The 22,753-nt window shown below is 38.0% G+C and carries 17 protein-coding genes; 15 read left to right on the forward strand and 2 right to left on the reverse strand.

Translation table 11 applies throughout. The features are described from left to right. The first annotated feature begins 51 nt into the window (after positions 1-51). From HMPREF1630_RS03690 to HMPREF1630_RS03715, 6 genes are all read left to right on the forward strand, one after another. Positions 52-1,164: a PP2C family protein-serine/threonine phosphatase gene (locus tag HMPREF1630_RS03690; protein WP_004826870.1), complete on the forward strand. Its 1,113-nt coding sequence runs from the start codon at positions 52-54 to the stop codon at positions 1,162-1,164. Next, complete coding sequence (gene deoC, locus HMPREF1630_RS03695) at positions 1,154-1,789, forward strand: deoxyribose-phosphate aldolase (RefSeq protein ID WP_037327143.1); 636 nt, start codon at positions 1,154-1,156, stop codon at positions 1,787-1,789. The genes HMPREF1630_RS03690 and deoC overlap by 11 nt, the downstream gene beginning before the upstream one ends. Before the next feature lie 2 nt (positions 1,790-1,791). Beyond that, the gene (locus HMPREF1630_RS03700) at positions 1,792-3,249 is read left to right on the forward strand and encodes an alpha-amylase (RefSeq protein WP_037327145.1); all 1,458 of its coding nucleotides are present in this window, start codon (positions 1,792-1,794) and stop codon (positions 3,247-3,249) included. Then, positions 3,246-3,830, forward strand: a complete 585-nt coding sequence (locus HMPREF1630_RS03705) for a ribonuclease H1 domain-containing protein (RefSeq protein WP_037327147.1) — start codon at positions 3,246-3,248, stop codon at positions 3,828-3,830. Before HMPREF1630_RS03700 ends, HMPREF1630_RS03705 begins: the two co-directional genes overlap by 4 nt. A 203-nt stretch (positions 3,831-4,033) precedes the next feature. Then, positions 4,034-5,302, forward strand: a complete 1,269-nt coding sequence (locus tag HMPREF1630_RS03710; RefSeq protein WP_037327149.1) for a Glu/Leu/Phe/Val family dehydrogenase — start codon at positions 4,034-4,036, stop codon at positions 5,300-5,302. Beyond that, positions 5,302-6,159: a hypothetical protein gene (locus HMPREF1630_RS03715; protein WP_037327152.1), complete on the forward strand. Its 858-nt coding sequence runs from the start codon at positions 5,302-5,304 to the stop codon at positions 6,157-6,159. Before HMPREF1630_RS03710 ends, HMPREF1630_RS03715 begins: the two co-directional genes overlap by 1 nt. Positions 6,160-6,300: 141 nt before the next feature. On the opposite strand, the gene HMPREF1630_RS03720 is transcribed toward HMPREF1630_RS03715, so the two are convergent. After that, complete coding sequence (locus HMPREF1630_RS03720) at positions 6,301-6,984, reverse strand: DUF554 domain-containing protein (protein WP_037327155.1); 684 nt, start codon at positions 6,982-6,984, stop codon at positions 6,301-6,303. A 272-nt stretch (positions 6,985-7,256) separates the two neighbouring features. On the opposite strand from HMPREF1630_RS03720, the gene HMPREF1630_RS03725 reads away from it, so the two are divergent. The 8 genes from HMPREF1630_RS03725 (at position 7,257) to thrB (ending at position 16,352) form a co-directional block, all read left to right on the forward strand. Then, positions 7,257-7,469, forward strand: coding sequence for a helix-turn-helix transcriptional regulator (locus HMPREF1630_RS03725; RefSeq protein WP_037327157.1), 213 nt, complete (start codon positions 7,257-7,259; stop codon positions 7,467-7,469). Continuing rightward, positions 7,459-8,181 carry a DUF3169 family protein gene (locus tag HMPREF1630_RS03730; protein WP_037327160.1) on the forward strand — a complete coding sequence of 241 codons (723 nt, stop codon included), beginning with the start codon at positions 7,459-7,461 and terminating at the stop codon, positions 8,179-8,181. The genes HMPREF1630_RS03725 and HMPREF1630_RS03730 overlap by 11 nt, the downstream gene beginning before the upstream one ends. Continuing rightward, positions 8,178-9,062: an ABC transporter ATP-binding protein gene (locus tag HMPREF1630_RS03735; RefSeq protein WP_037327163.1), complete on the forward strand. Its 885-nt coding sequence runs from the start codon at positions 8,178-8,180 to the stop codon at positions 9,060-9,062. The genes HMPREF1630_RS03730 and HMPREF1630_RS03735 overlap by 4 nt, the downstream gene beginning before the upstream one ends. Beyond that, a complete protein-coding gene (locus HMPREF1630_RS03740) occupies positions 9,055-10,254 on the forward strand; it encodes an ABC transporter permease (RefSeq protein WP_037327164.1) in 1,200 nt (399 codons plus the stop codon). The genes HMPREF1630_RS03735 and HMPREF1630_RS03740 overlap by 8 nt, the downstream gene beginning before the upstream one ends. Positions 10,255-10,591: 337 nt before the next feature. Next, entirely contained in the window at positions 10,592-11,899 is a 1,308-nt protein-coding gene (locus tag HMPREF1630_RS03745; protein WP_037327167.1) for an aspartate kinase, read from the forward strand. 1 nt (position 11,900) lies between these two features. Next, positions 11,901-12,878 carry an aspartate-semialdehyde dehydrogenase gene (locus tag HMPREF1630_RS03750; protein WP_037327170.1) on the forward strand — a complete coding sequence of 326 codons (978 nt, stop codon included), beginning with the start codon at positions 11,901-11,903 and terminating at the stop codon, positions 12,876-12,878. Between the two features lies 1 nt (position 12,879). Then, positions 12,880-14,061: a homoserine dehydrogenase gene (locus HMPREF1630_RS03755; RefSeq protein ID WP_037327172.1), complete on the forward strand. Its 1,182-nt coding sequence runs from the start codon at positions 12,880-12,882 to the stop codon at positions 14,059-14,061. Then, positions 14,058-16,352, forward strand: coding sequence for a homoserine kinase (gene thrB, locus HMPREF1630_RS03760; protein ID WP_037327175.1), 2,295 nt, complete (start codon positions 14,058-14,060; stop codon positions 16,350-16,352). The genes HMPREF1630_RS03755 and thrB overlap by 4 nt, the downstream gene beginning before the upstream one ends. A gap of 35 nt (positions 16,353-16,387) precedes the next feature. Here thrB and HMPREF1630_RS03765 read toward each other — a convergent pair whose 3' ends face one another. Next, the gene (locus tag HMPREF1630_RS03765) at positions 16,388-16,870 is read right to left on the reverse strand and encodes a hypothetical protein (protein WP_004826855.1); all 483 of its coding nucleotides are present in this window, start codon (positions 16,868-16,870) and stop codon (positions 16,388-16,390) included. A 304-nt stretch (positions 16,871-17,174) separates the two neighbouring features. Between HMPREF1630_RS03765 and HMPREF1630_RS03770 the strand changes: the two genes are divergently transcribed. Continuing rightward, positions 17,175-22,703, forward strand: coding sequence for a hypothetical protein (locus HMPREF1630_RS03770; protein WP_037327178.1), 5,529 nt, complete (start codon positions 17,175-17,177; stop codon positions 22,701-22,703). Positions 22,704-22,753: the final 50 nt, after the last annotated feature.

The raw sequence follows: 22,753 nt of genomic DNA on the forward strand, positions 1-22,753 counted from the left end.
CAGAATATATCTAATAGAATATAGTTATAATAGTACAGGAAAGGGGCAGCCATGGATAAAAATTTACTAGAAAATGAAAATCGAAATATCAATTTTTTCATCCTAAATTCCATGGACGATTGGGTAAGGATTATTGATGAAAGGGGCGAAGTTGCCTTTATTAATGATGCCCTTAAAGACGCCCTTAAGAAAAGCCCTAAACTTAAAGTCTATCTTGATGAAAATATCGACCTTATAATTTCCAATTCTAATTCTATCGCCACAGACACTACCATGATTGAGGAAAAACTCATTGATGGCAAATATTATTCGATTAAGTCAAGCCCAATATATTTGGGTGACACCTTCACAGGCACTATCGAGGTTTATAGGGATATTACAAGCGAATCTATCCTTAAAATCGACCTTTATAACGCCAACAAGGCCATGCTTGATGATATACGCTTTGTAAGGCGTATCCAATCTTCAATCCTTCCCAAAAATGGAACCTATGGCAAAATAAATCTTTCCGGTATATATAACCCTGCCGATGATGTGTCTGGTGACATTTATGATTTGATAAGGATTGATGAAAATAGGACAGCTTTTTATATAGCAGATGTGATGGGCCATGGTGTCAAGGCTTCGATTATGACTATGTTTTTGAAAGTGACCATGAGTGCGATTTTCGATAAGCACCCAGACTTTACCCCAAGTCAGGTCTTCCTAAACTTAAGAAAAAAATTTACCAGACTCCACATAGATTCGAGTCAATATTTTACAGCTTGGTTGGGGATTTTTGACTTTAGGGATAATAGTCTTGCCTTTTCAAATGCAGGCCACAATTGTCCGCCCCTAATTTTTTCTAAGGAAAAAAACGAAGCTGAATACCTTCTAGTGACTGGGAGGATGATTTCAAATATAATCGAACCTGATGAATATATAGAAAAAAAACTAAACTTGCACCCAGGAGATAAGATTTTATTTTATACAGATGGGGCGATTGAGGCGAAAAATGAAGAGGGCAATGAGTTTGGCCTTGAGAGGCTCAAGGATACTTTCTCAGAATCTTGCAATTTAGCATATGTACATGAGAAGGTCACATCCTACAACTGGCAGGCTATGGATGATGACTTGACACTTGCCCTAATAGAATACGAAAAGAAGGAAGAAAATGAAGCTTAACCAATATATAGACCACACCAACCTAAAGGCTGATGCCAAGAAAGATGATATAAGAGCTCTTGTAGATGAGGCTGTCGCAAATGATTTTTATTCAGTTTGTGTAAATTCAGCCAATGTAGCGATAATCAAAGCCTATAATAAAGACGTAAAAATTGCTGCAGTTGTCGGTTTTCCCCTAGGAGCTATGGCCAAGGAAGCCAAGGTTTTTGAAGCGAAGAAAGCCATCGAAGATGGAGCTAGCGAAATTGACATGGTAATTAATGTTGCTAGGCTTAAGGACAAGGACTATGCCTATGTAGAAGATGAAATCCGAGAGATAAAAAAAGCTATTGGCAACAAGGTCCTAAAGGTAATTATAGAAACTTGTCTTTTAACAGATGAAGAAAAAATCAAGGCCTGCGAATTGTCTGTAAATGCAGGAGCTGATTTTGTAAAGACTTCTACAGGTTTTTCTACCGGTGGGGCGACTTTGGCCGATGTGAAATTAATGGCAGAAACTGTTGGTGATAGGGCAAAGGTCAAGGCAAGTGGTGGCATCCACACAAGAGATGAGGCCCTAGCCATGATTGAAGCTGGAGCATCAAGGATTGGTGCATCTAAGTCTATAGAAATTTGTAAGGAGTAGCCATGGCAAATGAAGTAATGATGCAAGCTTTTGAATGGGACACAGACGGGTCTGGAAATTTTTATAAAAATCTTTCAAGAGATGCTAAGGATTTAAAAAAAGCAGGGATAGATGCCCTCTGGCTTCCACCAGCCTGTAAGGGTGGGGGAGATAATGACGTAGGTTATGGTATCTATGACCTTTGGGACTTGGGAGAATTTGACCAAAAAGGCACAATAAGAACCAAGTACGGCACCAAGGATGAACTAATAAAAGCCATAGCCGACCTCCACCAAGCAGGGATAAAGTCCTATGCAGATGTGGTTTTAAACCACAAGGGTAGTGCTGATTACAAAGAGAAATTCAAGGCTGTGATGGTCGATCAAAACGACCGAGAAAAAGATGTCTCAGGAGAATTAGAAATCGAAGGTTGGACAGGTTTTGATTTTGAAGGCAGAAATAATAAGTATTCTGACATGAAATGGCACTACTACCATTTTACCGGCATAGACTACGATGCTAAGAGTGAAACTTCTGCGATTTACAGGATTTTGGGCGATGGAAAGTATTGGGACAAAGATGTGTCAAATGAAAAAGGCAACTTTGACTACCTCATGAACTGTGATATTGACCACAACCACCCAGAAGTTCGTGACGAGATTTTCAAATGGGTTGATTGGTTTATCAAGGAAACCAAGGTTGACGGCTTTAGGTATGATGCCCTAAAACACATCTCAGGTGACTTTATCTACGACCTTTCCAAACATATTTATGATATGATGGGCAAAGACAAGTTTTACTTGTTTGGAGAATTTTGGCAATACAACACAGGTGCCATTGAATCCTACCTCCAAAACTCAGATTATAACATTGATTTATTTGACGTACCTTTGCATTTTCATATGGCAGAGGCAAGCAAGTCTATGGGCGAATATGATATGAGAAAAATTTTTGACGGTACAGTTGTCAAGGAATTTCCAGCCCAAGCAGTAACCTTTGTCGACAACCACGACTCCCAACCGGGCCAGGCTCTGGAATCTTGGGTAGAAGACTGGTTTAAAGAAATAGCCTATGCTTTGATCTTGTTAAGAAAAGACGGCTATCCATGTATCTTTGCGGGCGATTATTACGGCCTAATTGGCCCTGTAAAAAAAGAAGCACAAAAAGATATGATCGATAGGATGATGGCTGTTAGAAAGGCCTACAACTACGGGGAAGAGGATGACTACTTCGACCATCCGTCTGTGATTGGTTGGGTCAGACGAGGCGATGATGACCACAAGCCACTTGCAGTTTTAATTTCTATCAAGGATATGGCAGAAAAACAAATGTTTGTTGGCGAAGCTGAGGCAGGGGCGACCTATGTTGACCTTTCTGGAAAAAATGAAGAAATCACTATCGACGAAAACGGCAACGGCGTCTTTACAGTAGGACCTGGTCAAGTTACCTACTGGGCCAATAAAGAAAGTTTAAATAAATGAAATATTACGCAGTAAGAAAGGGCAGAAATCCTGGGATTTACACATCCTGGGATTCTTGTCTTAAGGAAGTGAAGGGATTTTCGGGCGCTATCTATAAGTCTTTTAAAAGTAAGGATGAGGCTATCGATTTTATGGAAGGTGCCGAAAAGAAAATCGAAATTGATGCAGATACTGTTGTCGCCTATGTGGATGGGTCTTATAACTTGCCAGAAAAAACCTACGGGGCAGGTGTAGTCCTAATCAAGGATGGTGGCGAGGAACATTTCAAAAAATCCTACACCGACTCCTACTACACCCACAGGAATGTGGCTGGAGAAGTCAAGGCGAGCGAACTTGCCATAGACATCGCCATAGAAAAATCCTATAAAAAAATAATCATCCACCACGATTACCAAGGCATCCAAGCCTGGGCAGAAGGCGACTGGAAGGCCAACAACGACTTAACCCAGTCCTACAAAGCCTTTATAAATGACAGAAAAAAACACATTGAGATTGCCTTTGTCAAAGTCAAGGGCCACTCAAATGACAAATACAACGACCTAGCCGACAGGCTCGCCAAGGATGCTTGTGGGATAAAGTAGCTTACAAAGCTTATATTAATCTTAGCCTTTCTTGTCATTCCAACAAGAAGGGCTTTTTACGTGGGAAATTTACGGATGCCAAAAAGAAGTGCGATTTGTATTATAAAAAATTGCAAATTTTTTTAAAAATCTGGCTTTCAAGTCGAATTTTTGCTTGTATAATAAGTTATGAAAATGAATTTTAATTAATGCAGGAGGGCATTATGACAACAGCCTACGAACAATTTATAAACCTACAAAAGAAGTTAAAAGAAGTTTCAGACCTAGCAGGTTTTTCTGAATCTTTTTACAATATTATCAGAGAACCTGAAAGGATTATCGAAGTCAATATTCCAGTCAAGATGGACGATGGTACTACAAGGACTTTCAGAGCCTTCAGGTCTGCTCATTCATCAGCCCTAGGCCCATCTAAGGGTGGGGTGCGTTACGATGAGTCAGTAACCTACGAAGAAGTCAAAGTTCTTTCAACCCTTATGAGCCTAAAGGTGGCCCTTCTTGGTCTTCCTCTTGGTGGTGGCAAGGGTGGAATCGTAGTTGACCCTAAAAAACTTTCTGAAAGAGAACTCGAAGCTCTTTCTCGTGGCTTTGTAAGGGCAATCAATAACTACATCGGCCCAAGGATAGACGTTCCTGCTCCAGATGTAAATACCAATGGCAAGATTATGGGATATTTCACTGACGAATACATCGCCCTAAATGGAAATCGTCACGATATCGCAACCTTCACAGGCAAGTCCACTGACATGGGTGGTAGCCTAGGAAGGACAGAAGCAACAGGTTTTGGTGTCTATCTAACCATCAAAAAATACTACGAAAAAATCGGCAAGAGCCTTGATGGGGCTACTTTTGCCCTCCAAGGTTTTGGTAATGTTGGTTCTTTTGCTGCAAGATTCCTAACCCAAGATGGGGCTAAGCTTATTGCCCTAAATTCTAAAGATAAGAGCCAAAAATCAGGTTCATCTGCTATCTATGACCCAAATGGTCTAGATGTTGAAAAATTAGAAAAGGCAAGGGAAGAAACTGGTTCTGCCCTAAATATAGAGGCTAAAAAGATTTTAAACGAAGAATTTTTTGCCATTCCTTGTGACATCCTAATTCCAGCTGCTATGGAAAATGTAATAGATGAAACCAATGCAGGAAATATCAAGGCTAGCTTAGTGGTAGAAGCAGCAAATGGCCCTGTGACAAAAGCAGGAGAGGCGATTTTAAACGAGAAAAACATACCTATAATCCCAGACATTCTCGCAAATTCTGGTGGAGTTTTGGTAAGCCACTATGAATGGATTCAAAACATGACAGGTTCTTATTGGGACGAAGACGAAGTTATGACAAAACAAGAAAAAGATATGTCAAAGGCAATCGGAGAAGTCTTCGCAACTGCCGAAAAATACAAGGTTAACTTTAGAGAAGCATCCTTCATTTTAAGTCTTTCAAGGATAGAAAAAGCCCTCAAATTAAGGGGTAGAATTTAATGCAAATACGTCCTCTACAAAGACCTGACTTGGCACAAGTTAGGCCTTTGCTAGACCTAGCTGTAGGGGATAAGACTCATTTTTCTTATCCTCGTTTTTATAAAATCAATGATATTTTTAGGGAGCTAGAATATTCAATTGAATTTATGGCGACACAAACGCTTGTAGCAGAAGAAAATGGCAAATTAGAAGCTCTTGCGACCTATTTTTGGGATGATGACGAAAAATATATCCAAACAACCCTCCTTGTTATTAAAAATAAGGACATAGAAGTATTTGAAAAGCTTATTTCCCATATAAAAAATGATCGTAAGGATTATCGTCTAGACCTAGGCCTATCTCACACTTGCTGGTTAAACGATGAAGAATATTTCAAAGATAAGGCTCAAATCATCGACTATTCCCATGTCTTAGAAGCAAAAAATATTAGCCAAAAAACTGAGGAAATCAAAAGGATAGGAGTCTTAAGCAAAGAAGATTTCCAAAAATATCAAGCGTTTCACGACAAATTTGCAAAAGATATGTATTACAACAGCAAAAATCTTTTAAGAGACTTCGACAGGTTTAGGGTCTTTGTGAAAGAAGATAAAGGTGAGCTTGTAGGAAGTCTTTTGGTAAAAATCTACGGAGAAAATCCTTGCAAGAGCGAAATCTTTGGGATTTTTGTAGGTGAAAACCAAGATAAGTCTAAGATTTGTGACGAACTTTTAAAGGCTATGACAAATTCTCTAATTGATGAATTTGGCAAAATTTCTACCATAAAATATTTTGTAGAAGTAGACAAAAAAATAGAGCTAAAAATAGCTCTAGCAAATGGTTTTGAAAACCTCGACACTTATATCTTATATAAAATATAAATCCCCAACTGGTTGGAGGATGATTCTTTCTACGTCATTCTGACGAATGAAGTTAGGAAGAATCGCATTAATAAGGCAACAGTGACATTATTAATAATAATTTTACTATCTAAATCCTCTCCTCTAAGGTTGAGGATTTTTTTATATTAAATTCATGATCAGACCAATAATTATCGGTATGGCAATGGCAGGTAGGGAGTTTACCAATTTGAATTTTACAAGGTCAAGCATAGAAAGGCCCACTGCTATAATTGTGATCCCACCAACTCCAGAAATATTTGCCAAAATTTCAGTACTAAGGATGGGCGCTAAAAACCCTGAAAGCAAGGCTATTAAGCCTTCGTAGACGAAAATCATCCCAGCCGAACAGGCAACGCCGATTCCAAGTGTAGTTGATAAAAAGATTGACGAAAGGCTGTCGATAATAGCCTTGGTAAATAAAATCGAATTATCTCCATTAACTCCTGCCTCGATAGCTCCCAAAATTCCAAGAGAACCCACACAAAAAATAAGGGTGCCAGAAACAAAACCTGTTGCAAAATCATTTTCTTCGTTTTTTATAAACTTATCCTTAAGCATGTTGGCAAAACGGGTTAATTTTCCTTCGAGGTCAAAAAATTCTCCGATAATAACGCCCAAGATTATTGAAATAAGGATAATGAGCATATCACCTTTGAGGGAAGACTCTATGCCTATGGCAACAATGGTGAGGGCCAAAAATTTCATGATTGCATCCTTATAGGAAGGTTTTATATAATTTGCAAGTTTAAGGCCGAAAAGACCTGAGATAAAAACAGCAAGAGCGTTAACAGAAGCACCTAACATGACTTTCTCCTTTTTTATGTATTTTAGGTATTATACGACAAAAATGAAAAAATGCATAGAAAACCAGGGAAATTTTTGATATATTCATACTTTATGCGAGAAATATTTAAAATTGCTTTTATAATAAGCTAAAATCTTGACGAAGAAATATGCTTTTGAATTTTCATTAAATTTTTTAAAAACTTATTAAAAGAAAAAAGATTTGACAAGGAAAGTTGTCAGAGTTATAATGATGACAAGAATAGTTGTCAATTATTTTGAAAGGAGGGCGGATGGAACTAAGAAATAACTTGGCGGACTTTAGAAAAAAAGCGGGATATAACCAAGCGGAGCTTGGAGGGCTCGTCGGAGTCAGCCGCCAAACCATAAGCCTAATAGAAAGAGGAGATTACAACCCATCTGTGACTGTGGCTCTAACAATAGCCAAGGTCCTTGGTGTGGATATCAATGAGATTTTTAGCTTGGAGGAGACAGATGAAAAATAATAGGAAAATCGGCATAAGCAAACTGTTTATATTGGCTTTTTTGGGATTAGTAGCGGGTTTTGGCATAGGTTTTATTTTTAACAAACTAAATATAGGAGGTCTTACAGAAATAATAAATACATTTCTAAGTGAAAATGCCCTACTTTTATCAATAGTCATCAACACCCTATGGGCAATTCTTGCCATATATTTTTATATGAGGGCAAAAAAAGAAGTAGAGCTGGGACTCGCAAAAGATGATTTTATAGAGACAAAATATATAGACTACACACACTCTATGAGGGATGCGGGACTTTTTACTCTCTTATCTTTTATAATTATTCTATATAACAAAGTCAAATTTAGTCATAATCCTCTTAAAGACAGCATAATCTTAACCAGTGTTTTGCTTATCTTCACTTTTATAAATGTATTTTTGTTTTATTTAACCTACAAACTTACAAAAAAAATCGAGCCAGAAAGAAAAACTGAAGCCTTTGATATTTTCTTTGATAAAAAATTCATGGCCGAATCTGACGAGAGAGATAAGCTTAAATACTACAAAAAAGGCTACCTTGCTTTTAAGAGAATTATAATTTGCCAATTAGTGATTATTATAATCCTATTTTGCTCAGCTTTGTATGAAGAAATAAGTCCTATAATAGCCCTAATTGTCCTAATACCAACATTGATTGGGATTTTAACAAACGGTTTTGCAGGAGAGAAATCATGATTGAAATAAAAAACTTATCTAAAAACTTTGGAGAGCTCAAGGCTCTTGATGACGTGACTTTTGAAGTCCAAAAAGGCGAACTTTTTGGAGTTATCGGTCAAAATGGGGCGGGCAAGTCTACACTTTTCCGTTCTATGATGAACTTCTACGACCACTTTGACGGAGAAATCCTCTATGAAGGGGAGAAAATGAGTAAAGTTCCCCTAGAAAAAATTGGCTTTCTCCCAGAAGAACGCTCGCTTTCACCAAAGAAAACCATCAGGGAAGAGGTAAAATTTTTCGCAAGGCTCAACCAAATGAAAAATCTCGATGAGAAGACTCTACAATCCTACTTTGACCGTTTTGAAATAAAAGGAAGTCTGGATGATAAAATAAAATCCCTATCTAAGGGCAACCAGCAAAAAGTCCAGCTTTTGGCAAGCCTTATCTATAAGCCAGAATTTCTTATCCTAGACGAGCCTTTTTCAGGTCTTGATCCTTACAATGCCAATCTCTTGATGGGAATAATCAAAGAAATCAACGCACAAGGCACAACTATAATTTTCTCTTCCCACAACATGGAAAATGTCGAATACCTTTGCGACAGGCTCATCATGCTAAAAAATGGGAAAATTGTCCTAAATGGATCACCAGATGAGATTAGAAATTCCTATGAAAAGGACCTAGTCAAAGTAAGGACAGAAGAGAATTTATCAGAGATTTTCCCAGATTATGATCTAAAAAGAGAAAGTAATCTTTGGACAATAAGGTTAGCAAAGGAAGAAGATGGAAGGAAAATTTTTGAGAAACTTGTAGAAAAACTTGGCTACCTTGAGATGTTTAGCCAAGAACCCCCAAGCCTAAATGAAATCTTTGCTAGAAAGGTGGAAGAAAATGAATAGAAAATTAATAGTCGCCCTAGACTCCTTCAAAAAACAAATAAAATCACCTGCCTTTTGGGCCATGATTTTTATCCCAATCCTTGTAATGCTAATTCCTGCTGGCATATCATATTTTCTAGCAAAGTCAGATGATGCCAAGCTTGGTAGTGACGGTCATAAATACCAAATAGTAGCAGATGAAAATATTAGCCCCTTCTTTAAGGGAATGGAAAATGAATATAAAATAGTTTCAAAAGAAGTGGCAGAAAAGGCCTTAAAAGCAGAAAAAATCGAGTCTTACGGAGAAATTATAGAATCAAAAGGTCAGGTAAAACTTACTATCGAGACTAAAACCATGGACGGAAATGCCCTTTCAAAATTGCCCCTTCTTGCCAATGAAATCCAAAATGCCATCAACATCAAAAATGCAGGTCTAAATGACAAGCAAGTAGGGATTTTTTCGACAAAGGCAGATGTGAAAATAAACCAGCTTGATAAGGGCAAGAGCATCTTGGTCTATGCTTCCTACTTCATCCTTTTGATGTTCATGTACTTTATGCTAATCATGTATTCAAACGTCCTAGTTGTGGATATAGCCACAGAAAAAGGATCAAAGATGATTGAATTTATCTTTTCGTCAGTATCAGCCAAGGACTACTTCGCAGGCAAAATCTTGGGCAATTTCTTCGCCATCATCGTCCATTCGCTTATCTATATAATTTTGGGAATAATTTCCTATTTTATTGCCAAATCCAAGGGCTTATTGGATATGATAAAAATCAACATAAGCCTTGACCAAAGAAGTCTAATGCTAATCGCAGAAATTTTTATTTTTATAATTCTAAGCCTCTTGGCCTACATGATAATAGCCGCCATGCTAGGCTCTCTTGCCAGCAAACAAGAAGATGCCTCTAAGGTCGCCAGTCCTTTAATGATCACAATTGTTGCTGCCTTCATGGTTGCCATGATTTTTATGAATAGACCTGTAAATATTTTTGTAAAAATCGCTTCCTATGTGCCATACATTTCTGTATTTTTCATGCCTTTGAGGTTGATAAAGGGAAATTGTGGCATAATAGAAGGTGGGATTTCTATAATAATTTTAGCGGCAAGTCTTTATATTTCCTACATCCTAGCATCCAAGGTCTACAAAAAACACATTTTAAATTATTCGGCTGCATCCTTTTTTACAAGGAAAAGAAAGAAAAAATAAAGAAAGGACCTTTGACTCGGCGCATACATCCAGAATGGATGGGGGCTGGGTTAAAGGCCTTTTTATGTTCAATCATTTTTCGCTTATAATTATAATTGAGACCACAGAAATTTTTTTTATAATTTTAATTGAGATAACAGAATTTTTTTCGAAATTTTTATTTATTTTCCAACACCCATACGTTCTCATCTATTTAATGTAGTTTTCATTTAATTGACAACAGTGCTAAATTAACGTATAGTTTTTAAAATTGCTCATAAGATTTCTGCCAGCATATGGCAATCTTTAAAAAATATTCGCCACAGGCGATTTAATATTAATTCAAAAGGGGAAGAAGATGAAAGTTGCTAAATTTGGAGGAAGTTCACTAGCTGATGCTGTCCAACTAAAAAAAGTTAGGGATATTATTTTTGCAGACGATGCCCGTAAGTATATCGTTGTTTCTGCGCCTGGAAAGGGTGTTAATAATAACCACAAGGTCACAGACCTGCTTGCCATGTGCCACCAGCTAAGTGACCATGACCTAAATTTTAATGAAGTTTACAAGATCATCGAGGATGTTTATAAAAATATTGTTGATGATCTTTCTTTGCTTATAGACATTGACAAAATCCTTGCTGAAGTCAAGGAAGAGATAAGTAAGGGGGCTAGCTACGATTTTGTCATAAGTCGTGGGGAATATATGAGTGCCCAAGTCCTTGCTTCTTTTATTGGTTATGACTTTGTTGATGCCAAGGATTTGATTGTCTTTACTGACGGGGTTTTGGACCTAAAAAGGTCGCAAGATGCGATTGAAAAAGTCTTAGGCAACCATGAAAAGGCAGTTATTCCGGGATTTTATGGTGTGGAAGAAGGCAAGGTCAAGACCTTCTCACGAGGTGGCTCTGATGTGACAGGCTCTGTTATTGCAGCAGCTCTTGGCGCTGATATGTACGAAAATTTCACAGATGTATCAGGATTTTTGGTTGCCGATCCTAGGATTGTAAAAAATCCTGCCCCAATCGGCACTATTACCTACAAGGAACTCAGAGAGCTCTCCTACATGGGAGCCAACGTCCTCCACGAAGAGGCAATCTTCCCACTTAGGGATAAAAATATCCCGATAAATATTAAAAATACCAACAAACCAGATAAGTCAGGCACCCTTATCTTATCCAAGTGTGACATCAAAAACAAAAATATCCTAACAGGTATAACTGGCAAAAAAAATTTCACAGTTATCAACCTTGAAAAAGTGAATATGAACAGTGAAAAGGACTTTTTTAGAAAGCTAACCACAGTTTTTGAGTCAAATGATATTTCTATTGAGCACATGCCTTCAAGCATTGACTCGGTTTCTGTTCTCGTGGCAGATTCCTACATCACACCAAAGCTAAACAAGGTCCTCGAGGAACTTAAAATTTACTTAAATGTTGATAGCATCTCTTGGGAAAGAGACATCTCCCTCATCGCTGTTGTGGGTAGGGGCATGATCAAGGAAAAAGGCGTATCTTCTAGGACCTTTACGGCCCTTGCGAGAGAAGGAGTCAATATCAAGATGATAAGCCAGGGCTCTAGCGAAATAAATATTATAATCGGTGTTGAAACTAAGGATTTTGAAAAAGCAATCCAATCTATTTATGATGAATTTTATAAGGAGGTCTAGGATGAAGGTAAACCTAGCAGTAGTAGGAGCAACAGGACTCGTAGGGTCAATGATGTTAAAGGTCTTAAGTGAAGAAAATTTCCCAATTGATAAGCTTTACTTATTCAGTTCAAAGAAATCTGCCGGCAAAAAAATTGAGTACGCTGGCAAAGAGTACACAGTCGAAGAATTAAAAGAAGACTCCTTTGAGGGAAGGGATATTAAAATCGCACTTTTCTCGGCAGGAGCGTCTGTAAGCGAAAAATTTGCACCCCTTGCAGCTAAGGCTGGTGTTACAGTTGTTGACAATTCTTCTGCCTTCAGGATGGACCAAGAAGTTCCCCTAGTTGTGCCGGAAATAAATCCCGAAGACATCAAAACCAACAAGGGCATCATCGCAAACCCAAATTGTTCTACCATCCAATCAGTCCTTCCCCTAAAGCCAATTCAAGATAAATACAAGATCAAAAGGGTAATCTATTCTACCTACCAATCTGTTTCAGGCTCTGGTCTAAAGGGGATTTCAGATTTGGAAAATGACACAAGGCTCGCCTACAAATATCAAATCCAAAACAATTGCATCCCTCAAATTGATTCATTTTTGGAAAATGGCTACACCAAGGAAGAAACGAAGATGATTAACGAAACCAAAAAAATTCTTCACGATGATTCCATCCTTGTGACAGCCACCACAGTTCGTGTGCCAGTGAAATTTTCTCATTCCATTTCCATCAATGTTGAAGTCGAAAAGCCTTTTGAAGTTGAAGATGTGAAGAAAATCATAGGATCCTACCCTGGCATGGTCCTACAAGATGATTTGGCAAACGCAATATATCCAATGCCACTGATGGCAGCTGGCAAAAATGAAGTCTTTGTTGGCAGGATTAGGCGTGATTTCACTGTGGCAAATGGCTTAAATCTATGGTCTTGCGCTGACAATATCAGAAAGGGAGCCGCAACCAACGCAGTACAAATTGCAAAAAAATTGCTGGAGGATTGATTTGAAAATTGCCTTAATGGGCTTTGGCACAGTTGGTACAGGTGTCGAAGAGATTTTATACAAAAAAAGAGCGAGTCTTAGGAATAATAATTTTGACCTAGACCTTGCCTACGCCCTTATAAAAAACAAGGACAAAAAAAGGTCGCCTTTCAAAAAAGACCTTGTATTTACAGATGATTTTGAAAAAATCTTATCATCAGACGTGGACACAGTAATTGACGTGACATCAAGCCTTGAAGAAACTTATGAGCGAATAGTCAAGTTAATGAAAGCAGGGAAAAATATTGTAACTGCCAACAAAGCTGTAGTCTCAAAATATTTTGAAAGTTTAAATGACCTTGCTAGGGAAAATGGTGTCTACTTCGCCTATGAGGCGGCAGTAGCCGGAGCTATTCCCCTAATCCACCCTCTGATGGAAGAGGCACTTTTTAATGAAATGACCAAGGTCTATGGGATTTTGAATGGGACTTCTAATTATATCCTCTCAAAAATGGAAGAAGAAGGCGCATCCTACGAAAAAGTTTTGAAAAAGGCCCAAGACCTAGGATTTGCTGAGGCAGATCCAACAGCAGATGTGGGTGGTTTTGACGCTATGAGAAAGCTAAGGATCCTATCATCCCTCATCTACAACTCAAAAATCAATGAAGATGCCATCCCTACCTTCGGGATAGGAAATATCAAAAAAACCGACCTAGACTTTGCCAAGACCATGGGCTACACAATAAGGCTCTTGGCGAAATCTGAGCTTAGAGATGGCAAGATAAATATCTCGGTCATCCCTAGCTTTTTAAAGGATAATTTTTTTGCCAAGACCTATGAAGCAACTAATGCAATAAAGGTTTGGGGCGAAAATTTTTCTGCCTATGAATTTAAGGGGCCAGGAGCAGGCAAACTTGAAACCGCCGATGCAGTAATTCGTGACCTTTTGAGGATTTTATCAAAAAGAGAAATCCCTGCCTTTTATGACGGGGCAAATTCCTATAAGCTAGAAGCCAAAAGGTCAAATAAATTCTACCTAAGGACAAGTGAAGTCCCAAAAGCCTTAAAAGACTTGATTGAGGACGAAAAAGTAATAGGAGATGACCATCAAATAATCACCAAAAAAACCGACCTTGAGACCCTAAGACCAATCCTTTCGGCTTTAAGTGATGTGTTTGTTGCAGAAATTGAGGAGGAGCTATGAAATTTTTATCGACAAGAGATTCTCTCTTGAGAATTTCAGCCAGAGAAGCTATCGTAAAGGGCATTTCCGACGATGGAGGACTTTTTGTACCAGAATATTTCCCAACCTTTGACATCAGCGAAAATTTAAACCTTTCTTACACAGAGATGGCCCACAAGGTCCTCTCTCTTTACCTAACAGATTTTGATAGTGACGAGCTTTTAGATTTGATAGAAAAATCCTACCAGACCTTTGAAGATGAGATTGTAAAAGTGGCATATCAAAAAGACTACTACCTAGAGCTCTACCATGGCAGGACTTCAGCCTTTAAGGACTTTGCCCTCTGCCTATTGCCAAACCTTTTGGCCTATGCCAAAAAATCCCTTGGCATCAAGGATAAGACCCTAATCTTAACTGCCACATCTGGTGATACCGGCAAGGCAGCCCTAGAAGGTTTTTACAACACAGAAGCCATCGATATCCTAGTCCTCTACCCAACAGAAGGCGTTAGCGACATTCAAAAGACCCAGATGGACTCGACTGCTTCCCTAAATTCAAAAGTCATAGCTATTGATGGAAACTTTGATGACGCCCAAACAGCAGTCAAAAAAATCTTTAATGACGAGGCTATAAAAAAAGAGTTAAAAAAGAAAAACACCTACCTTTCATCAGCCAACTCTATAAATATCGGCAGGCTCTTGCCACAGATAGTTTATTATTTTTACTCCTATGCGAATTTGGTAAATAATAAGAAAATATCAGTGGGAGATAAACTTTCATTTTGCGTACCAACAGGTAATTTTGGCGACATCTTGGCAGGCTTTTATGCCAAACAAATGGGCCTACCTGTTGACAAGCTAATAATTGCCTCAAATGACAACAATGTCTTGACAGACTTCTTTACAACAGGAACCTATGATGCAAACAGAGAATTAATAAAAACTATCTCTCCATCCATGGACATCCTAGTTTCGTCAAACCTTGAAAGGTTGATTTTCCATAAGTCTTCAGCTGAAGTCGTAAGGGAAAAGATGAGAGATTTAAAAGAAAAGGGAAGCTTCACCTTTTCTGGTGATTTTTCCGAATTTTTATCAGGCTACGCCACCAAGGAAGACACCGAACAAACCATAAAAAAAGTCTACCAAGACGAGGGCTACCTGATTGATCCTCACACAAGTGTGGCAAAGGCTGTTGTGGACAAGCTCGGATTATCTAAAACTGTGATCCTCTCAACAGCAAGTCCCTACAAGTTTGCCTCCTCTGTCCTAAAAGCCCTTGGCGAAAATCCAGTAGCTGATGAATTTGAAAATATAAAGACCCTTTATGAGAAAACTCGTGTAAAAATTCCAAGAGAAATTGGAAAATTAAAGGGCAAAAAAATCATCCACAAGACAAAAATCAAAAAAGATGAAATCGCAGACGAAGTTTTAAAATTTGCAGGTCGTGGCAAGAGGATATCAGTCCCAGCCACATCAGCTAATCTAGGACCTGGCTTTGATGCTCTAGGAGTGGCAGTAGGTCTATATAATACTTGCGAATTTAAACTTACAAATGACGATGAAGGCTTTCGACAAAATTTAAAAGAAAACCTCATCTACCAGGCCTACAAAAAGACCTTTGACACTTATAAGGAAAACCCAAAGCCAATAGCCTTTGACCTAGACGCAGATATCCCTATATCAAGAGGACTCGGTTCATCTGCAGCCTGCATAGTCATGGGCATCATGGCAGCCTTTTACGTCATGGGAATGGATATTGACAAAAAAGAAATCCTAAAAATCGCCACAGCCATCGAAGGTCATCCAGACAATGTGGCCCCAGCCATCTTTGGTGGGACGGTAGTTTCTATTTTAGAAGATGAGGAAGTCTTTCTTGAAAAAATAGGAATTTCAGATAAATTTAAGTTTTTGGCCCTAATACCAGATTTTAAATTATCAACCAGAGAAGCAAGAGAAGTTTTGCCAGAATCTTACCCAAAGGCTGATGCAGTTTTCAATATTTCGAGAGTAGCTATGTTGGTTTTAGCTTTGCAATCGGGAGATGAAAACAATTTAAAAATTGCCCTTCAAGATAAAATCCACCAACCATATAGGTATAAGCTAATCCCAGAAATAGAAAAAATCGAGCAAATAATAAAAGAATCGGATGTACTTGCTTCCTACCTAAGTGGGGCAGGGTCTACAATAATGCTAGTCTTAAAAGCAGACGATGATATTTCAGAAAAAGCAATAAGAGAAAAATTAGAAATCTTATCCAACTCCTACCAGCTAAAAGCCTTAGCTATCGACAAAAAAGGAGCTTTTATAATCTAAAATAGACGAGGATGACCTCGTCTATTTTTATGCCCTTATCTAGGGTCGTTTAATTTTAAATTTTCTTCAAAACCAGAAGGGTCACCGGCCTTGGCCTTTTCTAGACTATCCTTAAAAGCCTTTCTGGTATTATCATCGCACTTGTCAGGGCCAAGGTAAGGCATGCTGGTAGCTTTTTCAAGTTCCTTTAGAGCCTTCTTAGCCTTCTCTGGATTTGTCTTATAATTATTTAGCCACTCCTCTTGCCAAGCAGCTTCCCAATATTGGCTAGCCCTAGTATTACCATAACCAGCCTCAAAATTCGCATCCTTAACATCATCCAAATGCTCAGGCACCTCATAGCCCTCTGGCCAAGCTAATTTTTTGCAAGAACCAACAAAGTCTTTCTCGGTCTCCTCAAAACTAACCAAATTATCAGATCCAACCTCGACATCAGCCTTAGACTTGCCACATGCACTCATAGCCAAGGCAAGACCAAAAATAAGGGCAGCCTTAGCAAAAATATTAAAATTTTTCATATTATCTCCTTTGTGTATTTTTTTTAAGTTAACTTAATTACAAACTAATTATAGCAAGCAAAAAAAATTAATACCATTACAAAGTTTGTAAGCCTCAAAAAAATTTCTAGGACAAAAAAACGGACAATAATTCACCAAGTTTTTAGAAAAATTAACAAAAAAACCCGAGCTGTAAAATTAACTTGAATATTTACCGCTTTAATTGAAAAAATAAGCCTGAAAATTTGAGAATCTAAAGGCATTGTGATATAATTATGGAGGAATAATGTGCATTGATAAATGTATAAATAATACAGGAGTGATTATGAAAAATAAAAAAATGAAAAGGCGCCTACTAGGATCCCTACTAGCAGTCGCCATGCTAGCACCAAGTACGGGGAATGTACTTGCTGAAACCTATAAGGCTCCAGGTAAAGATGAAATTCTTACAACAGATTGGCAATTAAAAGAGCCAAATTTTAAAGACAAGAACTTTTGGCCTTTAGCTAGAGCCCAATGGTTAACAGAAGTATCTACTTTAGCCGAGCCAATGAAAAACCCAATGATATCCTACGGTGGTTATTTTGTAAGACCAGACGGAAGAACTGTAATCAGACTTGCTATGAGAAAGTTTGATAAAGTCGGTACTGGTGTATGGCATGTCATGCATATGAAACTAGAAGATAGTTTCAACAACAAGGTTGATTGGTCTGATCCTTCTACAGGTATTTATAAGGGAGTATCAGCCGGATCTTCAACAGGTTGGTACAATGACGACCTTAACTACAAGACAATAACAAAATTTCAAGATAAGAGCATTACTGATGTAGGTACAACCAACGTTAAGATGGTAAATATTGCTGATAATGGCAATACAGGAGCAACTGCCGCAACCAACGAAGTACCAATCAACTTGGTTTTAAAACAAGACGAGACTATTAAATCAATAGGTGATGAACCCCTTGTTCAAATAAGGATGTTAGATAGGAGCGAGACCCAAGTTGCTTGTTATACAGACGCTGGAACAGGAAAGGGAAACTATTCTTCATACACCTTCTCAAATGTTATTCCTATCAAACATGACTATGAGCAACATTTATTAAAAGAAATCCGTAATTCTGCTACTACCGATAGGGCCTTCAGAGCTTCAGGTTCAACAGTAGAATTTAATAAAGAAAAGGGCTACATAGAAGTTAGACACAGATATAACAAGGTAGCTATCACAACTAACGACCTATATGGTAGACACCTAGGTTATAGGCAGACAGTTGATGGAAGATTTTTTGACATATTAAAGCCAAGGAAAATAAATGGTGAAGATGTCATAGCCCACGTATTTTCAACATCTAATAATGGACTACCAACTGCGGGAAGATTAGATGCAAATGGCAATCCAACAATCACAGGTGCTGTTCCTGTATTTGAAAAGAATGTTAACGAGATTCCTGGTACTAACCTTAAATTTATACAAATCGCAGGTCCAGGTTTTGATACATCCTTCCAAGATCAACAAGGTATAAAAACAAATAAAACAACATTACAACCTCTTGATTCATGGATGGATGGTGTAGAATCTCTTTTAAATAACGGTCAAGGTACTACAGTTCGTTACTATGTAGACCCTAAAAAAGTAGATAAGTTATTTAAAGAAGACGATGGACTACAGTACTTCCCATTCTATTCAGCTATAATTTCAGATAATGAGGCAGGTCAATACAAATATGAATACACCTTAGATAGCGATGTCACATTGAATAGTGGAGATAAAATTTATATAGATTTTAAAACTCCATATGGTGGGGGTATCTTACAAGACGGAGCCAGACCAAGAAATAGAGAAATGCGTATCACAGTTAAAGGTGATGATACAGATTTATTCCTCGCTTCTAACTTTAGACATAATGGTAGCGGAAAGTTTTATGAATACACCGTCCAAAATGGTATGGATATGAAGCTAAAGGCAGGCACAAAACTAACCCTCTACACAAACTATCCAGATGGTGGCGACGCAACAATTTACTTTAACAAGAATAAAGCTAACTCATACAAGGCTTCTTATACATTAGATAAGAGCCCAATCACCTTTGACTGGCAAGCAACATTTTCTGCAGGTGCTGTAGCAACCACCTTCCACAAACCAGATGTTGATGAGATCTTCTTGGAGGATAAAAACATTAGTGGTAGAACTGCTTATAAGAATGCAGAAATTGCTATAAAAGCTGGCGATTCTGTTCAAACAATCATAGCCAAACCAGGAAAAAACAACAGTAATGGCGATACAAGAATTGATGTTGTAGTTAATAAGGTAAAGACAAAGGGTTATGAATTTGATACAAAGCTCCCAGGACTTGAAAAAGATGGCAAAACAGCAAGAACATTTACTATGCCAGAATTAAAGAGGGACATGCCAATCCTATTTACAAATACAAACGTGGAAGTATTGGCAGAAAGTTCAAGACCGGCTGTAGTTGAACAAGTACAAGCCAAGGTAAACTTTGACCTTAATGGAGTAAAATCAAAAGAAAATAAAGATGTAATCGAAAAAATCGCTCCACTAAGTAAAGAATATACAAATTATGTTATTGACAAGCTAGCGGCTGACAAAAAGACTGTAGAACAAGCTAGTGGGGCAGAAAATAAAAACTACAAACCAAGTGGTTTTAACGATGACAATGTTAAAAAAGATCAAAATACCCCAATAGTTAAGGTGACCGAAAATATTGACGGCAAAAATGTAGACAGAGAGTTTGTTAACGTCCTTAACCACGATGGTAAAACTTATGATATAGAAGATACTAATCCTGATGCTAAAAAAGAATTAGCAGCCCTCAAACTAAGACAAATGCCTGATAAATATGATATAGACGTACCACAAGGAAAGAGGTTATTAGGCTGGACTACAGTTAAGCTTGAAGACAAAGAAGAAAATGGCGAAAAAGTATCAGCAGCGGATCAATATTATAAGTTGCTAGATTCTAAAGACCAAAATGACAAGGCAGATAAGATTGTTCGTGATGTGAAAGATTGGGAAAAAGCTGAAAAAGAAGCCTATATCTTTGATGAAAAATCACCAATCGATAAAAATAGAACTGTATATGCAGTTTATGGCGACGGAATTAATATCATCCTTCACTCAAACAACACAGCTGACCCTAAGGATGAAGTTATATACAAGGTTCCTGTAACAGTAGATGACCTTGATAGGACAGATAGCATCTTAGATGCAACAACAGCAGCAACCTATAAAGCGAAAAAAGGTAAATTAGTTATAAAACAATTACCAAAAGTGCCTTACACAAGCGAAGCTGAAGATGTAAATAAAATTACTGATAGCAAGCTAAAGAAATTCTTTAAGAAAGGCACTGACCAAGATTCAAATAAGGAATACACCTTTATCGGCTGGACTCTTGGATCATATCAAAATGGATCTTTAACTAGACCTGATACTAATAACTTTATTGCAGGATCTGCAAACGAAAGAGTAGGCGAGCTAGAAAACGGCTTAGTAGCTAATGGCACAAAAAGAATTCCACTAAAAACAGAGTGGATTAAAGATCTTCAGACTAAACCAACATCATACTATGTACCAAATGGCTATAACCTTGCAATCGCTCCTGAAGATATCCTAGATGGTAACGATGTGGATAATACAAAAACTTTAATTCAAGAAGCATTTGAAAAAGGTAAAGATGTCCACTTATACGCAAACTACAGACCATACTATGATATAACTGTTAAGGCTTCATACAAAAATATCGACCTTACAAAGTTTGGACAAGCTGATGATGATAGTGTTACTAATAAAAATGAAGGTGATTACAAGGTTGATGTAGCAGCAGCAAGGATAAAGCCAGCTAATATTGGTCTATTAACCAGAACAGCGGTTACACCTTTCGGCAAGCCAACAGTTCACCAAAACGCCAACTACTACCCATTCAAGGGTGGACTAAGGGCATGGAACGGACAAGACCAAGATTTGAAATGGAGTCTACCAGGCTTTGATGAATTGGGTCAAAGGAAGTCTTATGTATCAGTAGTTGTTACAGACGAACTAAAAGAAAAATATGAACACTTTTCAGTACCTAACTGGGGCACCCTAGGTCTAAAGACCTTCCTTAGATTGAATAATACTGACGGTTCAGTATATGTTGACGAAAAGGCACCTAAGAACCTCCACCGCAATGCAGGCAACCCTTATGGCGACCCAGTAGCAAAGAGCCAGGCCTTCAATATAGGAGTTGATGCCTACAGTTCTGCAACATCAAGAAATGCAGAAACTGAAAGAAGGGGCTCAGCTGGAAGAGAAGTAGTAGGCTACACAATTTGGAACACATCTACACCAATTGAAATACCAAAACCAGCTATTGATAACGTATTTAACACAGATAAGACCATCAAACTTAAATGGGCAGAAGCTGAAAAGAACGCAAACATCCAAAAGATAAAACTAAAGATAGCGGGTGGCTCAGAAATAGTCCTTGAAAAACAAGATGATGGAACATACACTGGCGGCGGCTTAACTGCAAAAGTCGGCGAAGGAAAGTATGCCGACAGACTAATTGTAGGTGAGTTTAAAGATGGTAACACCCTAAGCGATAAGGCTGGCAAGAAGATAATTGCAAAATACACTATAAAGAAAGCCACTCTTGAAAAAGACGGTGACGAAGGCGAAATCGACATCAACAAGAGAGGTACAGCTGCCCCAGTTTATGGTATTAGCCAAGTTGACAATGTAGAAGAAGGCACAGGCGAAAACAAAACTATTAAACCTGTTATTAAATTTGCTATACCAAACCCACTTCTTAACAAACCAGCAGTTGGTACTAAAAAAGAACAATATGACTGGGCTGAAAGATTCTGGACTGATGATGAATGGACTAATATTGAGTCAAAATTCACAGAAAAGAAAAATGATGCTCAAAATGGAGATTACACAGAGGACTGGAACGGTTCAGAATACATTGCTCAAAAGTGGGATAAGAACAATAACAAATGGGTTAACATAGCAGACACATCTAAGTACACTATGCAAGGAAAGGATAAGCTTGGAGACGCCAAGACCATAGTCCTTGAACCAAAATCTGACACTAATCCAAACGGTGTTGAAGACGGGGACATAGTGAGAATTGTCTCTAGACAAGCAGGACTTCACACAAGTGCTTCAACTCAAACTATGGATACCTTGGGAGGAATTACAGGCAATTTCACCGATTCATTCTCAAACAAAGCTATTGACCTAAACAGACGTTATGTAAAAATCGACCTTAGGGCACCAGCTCCAACAGTAAAGACTGAAGATGAAAAATTCAGAAGATACATTGACGTCACAGGAACTCTTGACGAAGTAACCAAGGGCAGAAATGTCACCCTTGAAGTTAAATACACTGACGGCACAACAGAAACATTCACCCCAGAAGTAAATGTTGTAAAGGACGAGGTAAAACTAAAAGACTTCCTAAGCACAATTGTTCGTAAGGGTGACACACCTGACATTACAATCGTAGCAGAAGATGAATTTGGCAATACAAAGAGATACAAAGTTGACTATAAACCAACTCTAGTATGCAATGCCTATGTAAAAGACTTCTATGTAAGAAGCAGGAAATTGTCAGTGACTTCTGATATGGACGGAGTGACAGTCAAAGTCGTAGTTTACAAGGGTATGGAAGAAGTAGCAACAGGTGAGGCTATAGTTCAAACAAATGGGGCATATGTTCCACTTGAATTAAAACAGAAAGCCGATTCAAATAAAAACTACAGACTAAAGAAAGGCGACATCATCAGAGTAAATTCTGAAAAAGTTGCAGCTGAAGGAAAATATACATCAAATACCTTTGATATATTTGTAGAATAATTATTTAATGCCAAGGCTCTTTGAGCCTTTGGCGAAATAATGAAGGAGAA

Origin of the sequence: Anaerococcus lactolyticus S7-1-13 (assembly GCF_000758765.1) — a bacterium.
In the GTDB taxonomy this organism is placed as follows: domain Bacteria; phylum Bacillota; class Clostridia; order Tissierellales; family Peptoniphilaceae; genus Anaerococcus; species Anaerococcus lactolyticus.

Bases quoted from the DNA above. Each gene is read 5' to 3' on its own strand.
- HMPREF1630_RS03690 (WP_004826870.1), top strand. From the start codon at position 52: ATGGATAAAAATTTACTAGAAAATGAAAATCGAAATATCAATTTTTTC.
- deoC (WP_037327143.1), top strand. From the start codon at position 1,154: ATGAAGCTTAACCAATATATAGACCACACCAACCTAAAGGCTGATGCC.
- HMPREF1630_RS03700 (WP_037327145.1), top strand. From the start codon at position 1,792: ATGGCAAATGAAGTAATGATGCAAGCTTTTGAATGGGACACAGACGGG.
- HMPREF1630_RS03705 (WP_037327147.1), top strand. From the start codon at position 3,246: ATGAAATATTACGCAGTAAGAAAGGGCAGAAATCCTGGGATTTACACA.
- HMPREF1630_RS03710 (WP_037327149.1), top strand. From the start codon at position 4,034: ATGACAACAGCCTACGAACAATTTATAAACCTACAAAAGAAGTTAAAA.
- HMPREF1630_RS03715 (WP_037327152.1), top strand. From the start codon at position 5,302: ATGCAAATACGTCCTCTACAAAGACCTGACTTGGCACAAGTTAGGCCT.
- HMPREF1630_RS03720 (WP_037327155.1), bottom strand. From the start codon at position 6,984: ATGTTAGGTGCTTCTGTTAACGCTCTTGCTGTTTTTATCTCAGGTCTT.
- HMPREF1630_RS03725 (WP_037327157.1), top strand. From the start codon at position 7,257: ATGGAACTAAGAAATAACTTGGCGGACTTTAGAAAAAAAGCGGGATAT.
- HMPREF1630_RS03730 (WP_037327160.1), top strand. From the start codon at position 7,459: ATGAAAAATAATAGGAAAATCGGCATAAGCAAACTGTTTATATTGGCT.
- HMPREF1630_RS03735 (WP_037327163.1), top strand. From the start codon at position 8,178: ATGATTGAAATAAAAAACTTATCTAAAAACTTTGGAGAGCTCAAGGCT.
- HMPREF1630_RS03740 (WP_037327164.1), top strand. From the start codon at position 9,055: ATGAATAGAAAATTAATAGTCGCCCTAGACTCCTTCAAAAAACAAATA.
- HMPREF1630_RS03745 (WP_037327167.1), top strand. From the start codon at position 10,592: ATGAAAGTTGCTAAATTTGGAGGAAGTTCACTAGCTGATGCTGTCCAA.
- HMPREF1630_RS03750 (WP_037327170.1), top strand. From the start codon at position 11,901: ATGAAGGTAAACCTAGCAGTAGTAGGAGCAACAGGACTCGTAGGGTCA.
- thrB (WP_037327175.1), top strand. From the start codon at position 14,058: ATGAAATTTTTATCGACAAGAGATTCTCTCTTGAGAATTTCAGCCAGA.
- HMPREF1630_RS03765 (WP_004826855.1), bottom strand. From the start codon at position 16,870: ATGAAAAATTTTAATATTTTTGCTAAGGCTGCCCTTATTTTTGGTCTT.
- HMPREF1630_RS03770 (WP_037327178.1), top strand. From the start codon at position 17,175: ATGAAAAATAAAAAAATGAAAAGGCGCCTACTAGGATCCCTACTAGCA.